At 70.8% G+C, this 11,316-nt stretch carries 11 protein-coding genes and 1 riboswitch; of the genes, 1 reads left to right on the plus strand and 10 read right to left on the minus strand.

The window, feature by feature from the left end:
- Positions 1-26 precede the first annotated feature (26 nt).
- A riboswitch (glycine riboswitch) is annotated at positions 27-121 on the minus strand.
- 113 nt (positions 122-234) lie between these two features.
- Positions 235-612, plus strand: coding sequence for a PRC-barrel domain-containing protein (locus K7787_RS04320; RefSeq protein WP_019981412.1), 378 nt, complete (start codon positions 235-237; stop codon positions 610-612).
- 309 nt (positions 613-921) lie between these two features.
- On the opposite strand, the gene K7787_RS04325 is transcribed toward K7787_RS04320, so the two are convergent.
- The 10 genes from K7787_RS04325 to clsA all read right to left on the minus strand — a co-directional run bounded on the left by K7787_RS04325 (position 922) and on the right by clsA (position 11,208).
- Entirely contained in the window at positions 922-2,310 is a 1,389-nt protein-coding gene (locus K7787_RS04325; protein ID WP_223000541.1) for a DNA polymerase IV, read from the minus strand.
- A gap of 189 nt (positions 2,311-2,499) precedes the next feature.
- Positions 2,500-3,183: a MerR family transcriptional regulator gene (locus K7787_RS04330; RefSeq protein WP_078624839.1), complete on the minus strand. Its 684-nt coding sequence runs from the start codon at positions 3,181-3,183 to the stop codon at positions 2,500-2,502.
- A gap of 198 nt (positions 3,184-3,381) precedes the next feature.
- Positions 3,382-3,855: a bifunctional nuclease family protein gene (locus K7787_RS04335; RefSeq protein ID WP_003988851.1), complete on the minus strand. Its 474-nt coding sequence runs from the start codon at positions 3,853-3,855 to the stop codon at positions 3,382-3,384.
- Between the two features lie 155 nt (positions 3,856-4,010).
- Positions 4,011-4,754: a transcriptional regulator FtsR gene (gene ftsR / locus K7787_RS04340; RefSeq protein WP_223000542.1), complete on the minus strand. Its 744-nt coding sequence runs from the start codon at positions 4,752-4,754 to the stop codon at positions 4,011-4,013.
- A 43-nt stretch (positions 4,755-4,797) separates the two neighbouring features.
- Positions 4,798-5,682 (minus strand): zinc-ribbon and FHA domain-containing protein, encoded by an 885-nt coding sequence (locus tag K7787_RS04345; RefSeq protein ID WP_009187512.1) that lies wholly within the window; start codon positions 5,680-5,682, stop codon positions 4,798-4,800.
- Positions 5,683-5,812: 130 nt separating this feature from the next.
- On the minus strand, positions 5,813-6,649 hold the full coding sequence (locus tag K7787_RS04350) for a DUF881 domain-containing protein (protein ID WP_223000554.1): 837 nt from the start codon (positions 6,647-6,649) through the stop codon (positions 5,813-5,815).
- A gap of 5 nt (positions 6,650-6,654) precedes the next feature.
- On the minus strand, positions 6,655-6,987 hold the full coding sequence (locus K7787_RS04355; protein WP_003988855.1) for a small basic family protein: 333 nt from the start codon (positions 6,985-6,987) through the stop codon (positions 6,655-6,657).
- Complete coding sequence (locus K7787_RS04360; protein ID WP_223000543.1) at positions 6,984-7,889, minus strand: DUF881 domain-containing protein; 906 nt, start codon at positions 7,887-7,889, stop codon at positions 6,984-6,986. Before K7787_RS04360 ends, K7787_RS04355 begins: the two co-directional genes overlap by 4 nt.
- A gap of 99 nt (positions 7,890-7,988) precedes the next feature.
- Entirely contained in the window at positions 7,989-10,484 is a 2,496-nt protein-coding gene (locus tag K7787_RS04365; RefSeq protein WP_009187515.1) for a mannose-1-phosphate guanyltransferase, read from the minus strand.
- A gap of 115 nt (positions 10,485-10,599) precedes the next feature.
- Positions 10,600-11,208 (minus strand): cardiolipin synthase ClsA, encoded by a 609-nt coding sequence (clsA, locus tag K7787_RS04370; protein WP_223000544.1) that lies wholly within the window; start codon positions 11,206-11,208, stop codon positions 10,600-10,602.
- Positions 11,209-11,316 lie beyond the last annotated feature (108 nt).

Consider the following 11,316-nt stretch of genomic DNA (forward strand, 5'->3'; position numbering starts at 1 on the left):
ACACCCGCTCTGCTTTCCAGAGTGACCTCGTCCGTGCGGTACGTGGGCCTGAGAGATTCCGGGGAGGATTTGCTCCTTCGGCGCCTCCGATGTCGCTGGAGGACTCTCCCGCACGGGGTCAGCAGCCATCGCCAGCCTACCAGCGGACGGGCCGCACAGGCCTTCGAGTGGCCGCACTGGCGAATGTGCTCTTTTGTAGTGCTTACGGATGAGTTGCGACCATGTGGAGGGACCGTGCAGACCGAGATCGATCCGCGCAACCTGATCGGCCGCAAGGCGTTCGACCGCAACGGCGAGAAGATCGGCACGGTGGACGAGGTGTACCTCGACGACGCCACCGGTGTGCCCGAGTGGGCGGCCATACGCACCGGCCTGTTCTCCCGGGACGCCTTCGTCCCCCTGGAGCCCAGCGAGCTGGTGGACGGCGCCCTGCGCGTCCCCTTCGACCGGGCGCTGATCAAGGACGCGCCCGATTTCGGCGTCGGCCGCCATCTCTCCCCCGAGCAGGAACTGCAGCTCTACCACCACTACGGCCTGGACGTGGCCCCCGCTCCCGCGCTCCCCGACCACGACTTCGGCAGACTCGCGGGGTCGGGCACGGAGGACGCCTGACAGCCCCCGTATCCGCCCGCCTGCGGGGCCGGAAAGACCCGCAGCAGCCCAGTCCCCCACCCGTACCGGGCGGCACCGGTGCGGGCGACGCCAGGCACCGCCGACTCACCCTCCCCCGCCCGGCGCGGCCCGCTCCCGTTCCCGTCCGCCACGCAGCCGCCACCGACCGCCTGCCCCGGCACAGCCGACTCACCCGTCACCCCGAGGCAGGCGGTCCGGCGGCCCACACCCGGCCCGTACCGAGCCGGCCAGCACCGAGCCGACCAGGAGGTCACCGCCGCCACAGCAGCCACGCCGAGGGCCGAGCCGTCACAGCACCGGCTCGGCGCCGCTCGCCGCGCACGTCTCCTCCTCGGCCCCGTCCGGTCTTCGCCGCACCAGCGGCAGCGGATCGGCCGGTTCGAGGTGCGGGTCGTCGACGCGGAACGTCCGCACCCGGCCCGGTCCCGACAGGGGCGTCTCGAAGCGCACCGTGACCCGGCCCAGGCCGCTGCCCTGCACCCAGCCGTGCCCGTACTCGGCGTGCCGTACGTCGTGGCCCGAGGGCCAGTGCCGTTCGGCCGGGGCCGGCCGCTCCTCGGCGGGTTCGTCCGCCGGCTCCTCCAGAGGGCCCTCCGCGCGGGCGCCCGCGGCCTGCGCGAACAGGTCCTCCTGGGTGTAGTCGGCCAGCCCGGTCACGCCCACGCCCAGCAGCCGGACCCCGCCCGTGGTGTCCACGGAGTCCAGCAGCCGGGCCGCCGCCTCGCGCACCACCGCCGGGTCGTCGGTGGGGCCGCGCAGCGTCTCGGAGCGGGTCAGCGTGGAGAAGTCGTAGCGCCGCACCTTCAGCACGATGGTCCGTCCGGACAGTGCGGAGGCGCGCAGTCGCCGCACGCACCGGTCGGCGAGCCGCTGCACCTCGAGACCCACCCGGAGCCGGTCGTGGATGTCCACGTCGTAGGTGTCCTCGACCGACACCGACTTGGTCTCGCGCTCGGCGACGACGGGCCGCTCGTCGTGGGCCAGCGCCATCGCGTACAGCGCGTGCCCGTGCGCCTTGCCCAGCAGCCGGACCAGCTCGTCCTCGCCGGCCTCGGCCAGTTCGCCGACGGTGTGGATGCCGGCCCGCCGCAGATGGTCGCCCGTCGCCGGACCCACGCCCGGCAGCGTCCTGACCGGCATGGGTTCGAGCAGGGCCCGCTCGGTGCCGGGCTCGATGAGCACCAGCCCGTCGGGCTTGGCCTGCTCGGAGGCGATCTTCGCGAGCATCTTGGAGGCGGCCAGCCCCACCGAGCCGGTCAGACCGGTCACGGCCAGGATGTCGGCGCGCAGCCTGGCCCCCACCACCCGGGCCGAGTCCGCGTCCCGGGCCGCTCCCCCGGCCTCCAGGTCCACGAACGCCTCGTCCAGGCTGAGCGGCTCCACCAGGGGCGACAGGGACCGCAGCAGACCCATCACCTGCTCGCTGATGGACCGGTAGAAGGCGAAGCGCGGCACCAGGTAGGCGGCGTTGGGCGCCAGCCGGCGGGCCTGCGCCATCGGCATCGCCGAGTGGACGCCGAAGACCCGCGCCTCGTACGACGCGGTGGCGACCACCCCGCGCGGCCCGAGGCCGCCCACGACCACCGCCTTCCCGCGCAGGCTCGGCTTGGACGCCTGCTCCGCGGCGGCGAAGAAGGCGTCCATGTCGAGGTGCAGGATCGTGGGCGCGGTTCTCACATCTACGATGCTGCACCACACCACTGACAACGCCCCCGCGCCGGGCGTCGGCACGGGGGCGTTGCGGTGACAGGTGCGGGCTCGGCGCCGCCGCACGGAAGCGGGGCACCGCTCACACGGAGGCGAATCGCCGTCCGCGCGGGGACGGGCCGCGCTCCGGCCGGCCGGGACGAGCGCCGGAGCGCGCGGTCAGACGGCCCGGTTGCGCCGCCGGGCCAGCTCGTCGGCGGGGTTGTGGCCGACCAGGGTCTCGCCGGTGTCGACGCGCTCCCCGTGCAGCTGGGACAGGGCGCTCTCCACGTCCCGCCACACCACGCCCACGGCGATGCCGAAGATGCCCTGGCCGCCTTGCAGCAGCTCGTGCACCTCGTCCGGCGAGGTGCACTCGTACACCGTGGCGCCGTCGCTCATCAGCGTCATGCGCTCCAGGTCGCGAAAGCCGCGCTCGCGCAGGTGCTGCACCGCGGTACGGATGTTCTGCAGGGACACACCGGTGTCCAGGAACCGCTTGACGATCTTCAGCACCACGACGTCGCGGAAGCTGTACAGCCGCTGCGTGCCGGAGCCGTGCGCGGGCCGGACGCTCGGCTCGACCAGGCCGGTGCGCGCCCAGTAATCCAGTTGCCGATAGGTGATGCCGGCGGCTGCGCAGGCCGTCGGCCCCCGGTAGCCGATCTCCTCGGACACCATGGACGCCGCCCCTTTGCTGCTGGGCACGGGCGCTGGCCACTGCTGGGCGTGGTCGGCCGTGCCGGCGTGGTGGGGGAATCCGCTGCTGGAGCGGAGCCGAGAGCTTGGGGAAGGGTACGGAACGCCTCCGCCGACACCGCGCCCGGGGACTTCCCCAGCCGTACCGTCGCCGCTGCTTCTCACGCCGACCTCCGTCCTTGACCTGCCTCCTCGACGGTAGGCAGTCACCAGGGGTGCGTCAACGATCGCCACACTCGGCACGCCGAGTGATAATCACCCTAAGAGTGGTTTCCCGTGCCCCACCGCGGGGAAAGGCTAGCCGAATGCCCTCGCGGGAGGCCGCGGGGCGACCCTCGGCGGCCGACGGCGTGCACCGGCGTGTCACTGGCTGCTGCTGCCGAAGTCCTCCGGCGAGATCTGGTCGAGGAACTCGCGGAACTTCTCCACCTCGTCCTCCTGCTCGTCCGGGATCGCGATCCCCGCGTCGTCCAGCACCGTGTCACTGCCGTAGATCGGCGTGCCGGTGCGCAGCGCCAGCGCTATGGCGTCGGACGGACGGGCGCTCACCTCGACTCCGCTGGCGAAGACCAGCTCCGCGTAGAAGACGCCCTCACGCAGGTCCGTGATGCGCACTTCGGTCAGCTCCTGGCCGACGGCCTCCAGCACGTCCTTGAACAGGTCGTGGGTGAGCGGCCGCGCGGGAGCCATGCCCTGCTGGGCGAAGGCGATCGCCGTCGCCTCCCCCGGTCCGATCCAGATGGGGAGGTAGCGGTCGCCTCCCACTTCGCGCAGGAGCACGATCGGCTGGTTGGAGGGCATTTCGACCCGGACACCTACGACATCGAGCTCGTTCACACAGCAACCCTAGGCCGTGCCCGGGACGTTTGGGTAGTCGGGCCGGGCCCGGGCGGCGAAACAGCGGGCCGATCCGGCCTCGCGGCGGCGCGATCCGGCCGCCGCGGGGCCTGCGCCGAGGCCTTCGGGCCGGGCGGCCGCGCAGGCAGGGCCGCTCAGGGCAGCCGTACTCCGAGGGCGGTCTGCACCAACGCCGAGTGCAGCTTCACCGTGAGCGCCGCCAGCTCCTTGGTGCGGGCCTCCGCGTGCGCCCTGGTCTGCGGATTGCGGTGCCGTCTGAGCGGGGCCACCACCTGGTCGACCAGTCCGGCCTCCCGGTCGGCCGCCGCCTTCATCACCCGCAGGTGCCGGGGCCCGATCCCGAACTCGCCGAGCGCCCGGACGAGGGAGGCCACGGTCACCGCCTCGGCGTCGTAGACCCCGTCCTCCAGTGGAGTGAGCAGCCCGTACGACTCCCACTCCGTGAGGTCCGCCTCCTCGATCTCCGCCGCGGCGAGCAGTTCGGCGCGCCCGATCCGGGCCGCCGTGGGCTCCGGCTCCTCGACGGACGCCGACGCCGCCTCGCCGTCGCGCTGCCGGCCGAGCACCGGCAGCTGGACGGCCTCGCCGCGCTCCACCGCCTCCAGGTACTCGCGGATGACCTTCAGCGGCAGATAGTGGTCCCGCTGCATCCTCAGCACCCTGGCCAGGCGCTCGAGGTCGTCCGCGCTGAACTTCCGGTACCCCGAGGGGGTGCGCCGCGGCTCGACGAGCCCCTCCGCCTCCAGGAAACGGATCTTGGAGATGGTGACCTCGGGGAACTCGTCGCGCAGCGCGTTCAGCACCGTGCCGATGCTCATCAGCCCACTGTCCGTTGCGGCGGCCCCGTGACCGGTGCCGCCGCTCGGTGTTCGAAGCATGGACCTTCCCTGGGGGTTCCTCCGGACGGCGCCCGGAGGACGGTCAGTAGCCCTGCCGGCTCGCGTAGAAGACCAGCCGGTACTTGCCGATCTGCACCTCGTCGCCGTTGGCCAGCGCGACCTGGTCGATCCGCTCCCGGTTGACGTAGGTGCCGTTCAGGCTGCCGACGTCGGCCACCGTGAACGAGCCGTCCGGGCTGCGGCGGAACTCCACGTGCCGGCGCGAGACCGTCACGTCGTCCAGGAAGATGTCGCTCTGCGGATGACGCCCGGCCGTGGTCAGCTCGCCGTCCAGCAGGAAGCGGCTGCCCGAGTTCGGGCCGCGGCGCACCACCAGCAGGGCGGAGCCGAGCGGCAGCGCGTCGACCGCCGCCTGCGCCTCCGGGGAGAGCATGGGCGTCTGGCCCGTGGTCTCCGCGTCGTACGCCTCGAGGCCGGAGATGGAGATCGTGGACGTCGTCTCCGAGGCCCGCTCCGGCACCGCGCCGGGCCGCAGCGGAGCGCCGCAGTTGGAACAGAAACGGCTGTTCTCGCCGTTGCGGTTGCCGCACCTCGTACACACCAGGGCCGACATGGACGGATCCTCCTGCCGCGGCTGCCCCGCCGGGGCATGGGACGCGTACGGGTCGGGGGTGAACCCGCCGGCCGTACCCGGGGTCGACGGTTGGCCGAAACCTATGCCGCCCGCCTGGGCAGGGTCAACGGACGGCGCGCCGTGACCGCCGGAAACGTCACCCCCCTGACCGGCCACCTGGTCCCGGAACAGCGGGCGCCGGCCCTCCGCGTCGGGCTGTGCGCGATGACGGGCGGTGGCGTTTTCGTTGCCCTCTCGCGCGCTCTTGCCGAACAACTTCGCAAACAACTTCACGGGCGATTCCCCTTGACCGAAACAGACCCGCCCGTGGGGCAGGACGAACCCTGACTGCATACACCGGTCGACCCGGACATCCTCACAACGTCCGTATCCACCAGACAGTTTCCACCACGCACCACCCAATCGGTGCGCCGACCCCCCGCAACCTCATGCCCCTGCCCGACGGACGCCATGCACCCCCGGTTCACTGGGACGACGACCGAGCGTAGTCAGGCTGCTTCGCCGCCCGCAAGGCGTCCACGACGATCTTGTCCGATCGCTCCACGGTAACGGTGGCCTGCTCCTTCTCGAAGGTCTGCACCACGCCTCCAGGGATGTTGAGCGCCGGCTCCAGGTCCTGCGGCTTGCCGATGACCTTGAAACGATACGGGGCGTTGATCTTGTTCCCGTCGACCTCCACGCTCTTGCCGGAGTCCGTCAGATAGGTGCCCGCGACCACTCGTACGCCGTTGACCTGTATCGCCTCGGCGCCGGCCGCGCGCAGCTCCTGTATCGCGTCGAGCAGCATGTCCGCCTGCACCGTTCCCTTCGTGTCCTCGACCGTCACCGTGATGCCGGGGCCCTGCGCCGCCACCGTGCCCGCGAGGATGCCGAGTTGCTTCTCCTTCTCGGCGGTCTGCCTGCGGGCCTCCTCGGCCTGGTCGGAGCTGTTCTCCAGCTCCTGGCGCTGCTTGTCGAGCCCCTGCTTCTCGTCTTCAAGACGCTGAGTACGGTTGTCCAGTTCATCGAGGATGCGGACAAGATCTTCCTGGCGGGCGCCGCGCAGCGCGCTGTCGCTGTCGCTGTTGGACGCGACCTGGATCGCGAGCCCGAAGCCGAGGCCGAACAGCAGCAGCGCGACGACGAGTTGGGCCCGTGTGAAGCGCGGCGGCCACAGCCCGGCGACGAGCCGCTGACGGCCGGTCAGCGCGGGCTCGGACCGCTCCTCGGCGCTCCGCTCGGGCGCGCCGGCCTGCGCGGGCACCTCGGCCGGCAGTTCCTTGCGCAGCCTGTTCTCCGGCAGTTCGTCCTGGTGGGTCATCCCTGTCACGCCCGGAACACATGCCGCCGGATCGCGGCGGCGTTGGAGAAGATGCGGATGCCGAGGACGACCACGACACCGGTGGACAGCTGCGCGCCCACGCCCAACTTGTCCCCCAGGAACACGATCAGCGCGGCGACGACCACGTTCGACAGGAACGACACCACGAAGACCTTGTCGTCGAAGATGCCGTCGAGCATGGCCCGCAGACCGCCGAACACGGCGTCCAGCGCCGCCACGACGGCGATCGGCAGATAAGGCTCGACGACCGCCGGAACCTCGGGCCGGACCAACAGGCCGGCCACGACTCCCACGACGAGGCCCAGTACGGCGATCACGATGTGCCCTTCTCAGTGCTCGGCTGTGCGGTACGTACGATCACACTCGGTGCGGCCGGCAGCCGGAGGTCGTCCGCCACGGAGATGGCGGTCCGGATGCCGTAGTTGTCCTGCAGGGCGTGCAGATACAGCCCGTCGGAACTGTTCTGGAACCGGGTGCTGAGCCGCTGCCCGTCCCCCACGGCGAGCACCGTGTACGGCGGCACCAGCGGCTTGTTGTCGACCAGTATGGCGTCACCCGCGGCCCGGATCGCCGACAGGGCCGTCAGCCGCTGCCCGTTGACGGAGACCGCCTCGGCCCCGGACTGCCACAGTCCGTTGACGACGCGCTGCATGTCCCGGTCGCGCACCCGGCCGGTGTCGGAGAAGCCCGATGTCTCGCGCGGGTTGCCGTTGCCCCCGGTGCTGGCCTCCTTGGCGTCGTCCACGACGAGCTTGACGCCGGGGCCGTGCACCTCCGTGGCGCCCGCCAGGGTGCTCACCAGGTCGGCCTGCGGGTTGCCCCCGCTCTGCCTCAGCGCCTCGCGCTGCTGGGCGTTCACGTCGGCGCGCAGCGCGTCGACGTCGCTCTCCAGCTTGTCCGCCGCCGCGGTCTCGCGGTCGATGCGGTCGATCAGCTCCTGGCGCTCCTTGGCGACGACGGGGGCCGCCACCCGCGCCTGCGCCGCCCCCACGGTCACGACGAGGGCCGCCAGCACCAGACCGGCGGCCAGCCCCAGCCGGGCCCGCAGGCTCTTCGGCAGGGCGCTCTGACCGGCCGCCTTCTTCCGGGCGGCGGCCTCGGCGTAGCCGTCGTCGAGGCTGTGGTCCATGACGTTGGTGATCAACGACATGGAGGCGTCCGGACGGAAGGGCCGCGCGGGGGTGCTCCGAACGGGGGGTTGCTGCGGCATGCCGCACATCGTCGCACGTCGCGCCCGAGACCTCTAAACGGCCCTGCGCGCGTGCCGGACAGGCCCCCTCGGGGGCGGCTGTCCGGCACGCGCGCGTGCGCCGCGTTCCTACCGGCCGGCGCTGTCCACGACCGCCGACCACTCGTCCAGCAGGGCCTGCGCGGAAGCGTCGTCCGGGCCCTCGGCCCACAGATGGGTGACCGCCTCGGCCGGGTCGGGCAGGACCATCACCCAGCGCCCGTCGGTCTCCACGACCCGCACACCGTCTGTCGTGTCGACGAAGCGGTCTCCGGCCTCCTCCACGACCCGGCGCATCACCAGGCCCTTGACGGCCCACGGAGTGGCCAGGTCACGCCGCAGCACGTGCGCCCGCGGGATGCGGGCGTCGATCTGGCTGAGCGTGAGCTGCGTCCGCGCCACCAGCCCGATCAGCCGCACGAACGCCGCCGTGCCGTCGTAGACGCTGCTGAACTCGGGGACGATGAAGCCGCCCTTGCCGTCGCCGCCGAAGATCGTCCCCTCCTCGCCGCCGACCCGGGTGAGGTCGTCGGGAGACGTGGTCGTCCACTCGACCTGCGTGCCGTGGTAGGCGGCCACCTGCTCGGCGATACGGGTGGTGGTCACCGGAAGCGCCACGCGCCCGCTGCGCCGCTCCGCGGCCACCAGGTCCAGCATCACCAGCAGGGCCCGGTCGTCCTCGATGATGCGGCCCTTCTCGTCGACGAGCGACAGCCGCTCGCCCACCGGGTCGAACCGCACGCCGAACGCCGCCCCGGAGGACGCCACTATCTCGCCGAGGCGCGTCAGGCCGGCCCGGCGCATCTCCGCGGTCTCGGTGGGCCGCGACTCGTCCAGACCGGGGTTGATGGTCAGCGAGTCGACGCCGAGCTTGCCCAGCAGGCTCGGCAGGACCAGGCCGGCGCTGCCATTGGAGGCGTCCACGACGACCTTCAGACCCGACTCGGCGATCCCGCTCGTGTCGACGTCCCGCAGCAGCGAACCGGTGTACGAGTCGAAGACGCTGGACGGGAAGTACAGGTCGCCGATCTCGCCCGGGAACGCGCGCCGGTACTCCTGGCGGGCGAAGACGCGGTCGAGCTTGCGCTGGCTGCCCTGCGAGAGGTCGGCGCCCTGCCCGTCGAAGAACATGATGTCGACGGAGTCCGGCACGCCCGGCGTGGTGCGGATCATGATGCCGCCGGCGCTGCCGCGCGCGGTCTGCTGCCGCGCCACGGGCAGCGGCACGTTCTCCAGGTCCCGTACGTCGATGGCGCTGGCCTGGAGCGCGGAGATGACCGCCCGCTTGAGCGCGCGCGCACCACGGGAGTGGTCGCGGGCGGTGGTGACGGTGGCGCCCTTCTTCAGCGTCGTCGCGTACGCGCCGGCGAGCCGGACGGCGAGTTCGGGGGTGATCTCCACGTTCAGGACGCCGGAGACGCCGCGGGCGCCGAAGAGATGCGCCTGGCTTCTGGACTCCCAGATCACCGAGGTGTTGACGAAGGCGCCGGCCTCGATGGTCTTGAACGGGTAGACGCGGACGTTGCCCTGAACGATCGATTCTTCACCGATGAGGCACTCGTCGCCGATGACGGCGCCGTCCTCGATCCGCGCCGCGCGCATGATGTCGGTGTTCTTGCCGACGACACAGCCGCGCAGGTTGCTCTGCTGCCCGATGTACACGTTGTCGTGGACGACGGCCTTGTGCAGGAAGGCGCCGCTCTTGACGACGACGTTCGAGCCGACGACGGTGTGCTCGCGGATCTCCGCGCCGGCCTCCACCTTGGCGTAGTCGCCGATGTAGAGCGGGCCGCGCAGAACGGCGTCCGGGTGGACCTCCGCGCCCTCGGCGACCCAGACCCCCGGGGAGATCTCGAAGCCGTCGATCTCGACGTCCACCTTGCCTTCGAGGACGTCGGCCTGCGCCTTCACATAGCTCTCGTGGGTGCCGACGTCCTCCCAGTAGCCCTCGGCGACATAGCCGTAGATCGGCTTGCCTTCCTTCATCAGCTGGGGGAAGACGTCACCGGACCAGTCGACGGGGACGTCGGCCTCGACATAGTCGAAGACCTCGGGCTCCATGACGTAAATGCCGGTGTTGACGGTGTCGGAGAAGACCTGGCCCCAGGTCGGCTTCTCGAGGAAGCGCTCGACCTTGCCCTCTTCGTCGACGATGGTGATTCCGAATTCCAGGGGGTTGGGGACCCGTGTGAGGCACACGGTGACCATCGCGCCCTTTTCCTTGTGGAACCGGATCAGATCGGTGAGGTCGAAGTCGGTCAGGGCATCGCCGGAAATGACGAGGAAGGCGTCGTCCTTCAACGCCTCTTCGGCGTTCTTGACGCTTCCGGCGGTACCGAGTGGCTTCTCCTCGTTGGCATAGCTGAGTTCCATGCCGAGCTCTTCGCCGTCACCGAAGTAGTTCTTGACCAGCGAAGCCAGGAACTGAACTGTGACGACGGTCTCATGCAGCCCATGCCTTTTGAGCAGCCGCAGAACGTGCTCCATGATCGGCCGGTTGGCCACCGGCAGGAGCGGCTTGGGCATGCTCGAGGTCATCGGGCGAAGACGTGTGCCTTCGCCTCCGGCCATCACGACGGCCTTCATGTCGGAAGCGTCCTCCTCCAAGAGATGACGATCTAGCCGACTTCACCCGTGATGATTGTCCCGCACTTTTGCGGAGCGGGCCATCGGAGCCACTCGGGTGCCGGAGTCGGCGGGATCAGTCGGCCATGGCGTCCGCACGGACCAGGCGGCGGACTTGTACCACGTACAGCACTCCTGCCCACCAATAGAGGGTTGTACCCCACCAAGCGAACGCCCATCCGAAAATGGCAGCGAGTGACGAGATCCAGCCGCTTCCGTCACTGAGCAGAAGCAGCGGGAACGCGTACATCAAGTTGAACGTGGCAGCTTTGCCCAGGAAGTTCACCTGCGGCGGCGGGTAGCCGTGCCGCCGGAGGACCGCCACGGCCACCAGGAGCATCAATTCCCGCGCCAGCAGGGCCGCGGTGAGCCAGACCGGCAGAATCTCGCGCCAGGTGAGCCCGACGAGCGTGGAAAGCACGTAGAGGCGGTCGGCCGCGGGATCGAGCAGCCGGCCGAGGCTGCTGATCTGGTTCCAGCGCCGGGCGAGTTTGCCGTCCAGGTAATCGCTGACGCCGCTCAGCGCGAGCACCAGCAGGGCCCAGCCGTCGCTCTTGGGGCCGCCGAACTCCGACCTGAGGATCAGCCACAGGAAGAGGGGCACGCCGACCAGCCGCGCCATGCTGAGGATGTTCGGGATGGTGAGGACTCGGTCCGTCTGGACTCGGGTCTCCTGGACCTCCACCCGGGGGCCTCCTGGGGAAAAGTGCCTACGATGCCTCCTGACCTTACCCCAACGCAAAAAAGCTCCGGCTCTTGGGCTGTCTGCCCAAGAGCCGGAGCTCTAAAAGGA

It is taken from the genome of Streptomyces sennicomposti (assembly GCF_019890635.1).
Lineage (GTDB): Bacteria > Actinomycetota > Actinomycetes > Streptomycetales > Streptomycetaceae > Streptomyces > Streptomyces sennicomposti.

Excerpts from the sequence above, each read along its gene's own strand:
- K7787_RS04345 (WP_009187512.1), bottom strand. The coding sequence starts at position 5,682 with ATGCAGTCAGGGTTCGTCCTGCCCCACGGGCGGGTCTGTTTCGGTCAA.
- K7787_RS04350 (WP_223000554.1), bottom strand. The coding sequence starts at position 6,649 with ATGACCCACCAGGACGAACTGCCGGAGAACAGGCTGCGCAAGGAACTG.
- K7787_RS04365 (WP_009187515.1), bottom strand. The coding sequence starts at position 10,484 with ATGAAGGCCGTCGTGATGGCCGGAGGCGAAGGCACACGTCTTCGCCCG.
- ftsR (WP_223000542.1), bottom strand. The coding sequence starts at position 4,754 with ATGCTTCGAACACCGAGCGGCGGCACCGGTCACGGGGCCGCCGCAACG.
- K7787_RS04360 (WP_223000543.1), bottom strand. The coding sequence starts at position 7,889 with ATGTGCGGCATGCCGCAGCAACCCCCCGTTCGGAGCACCCCCGCGCGG.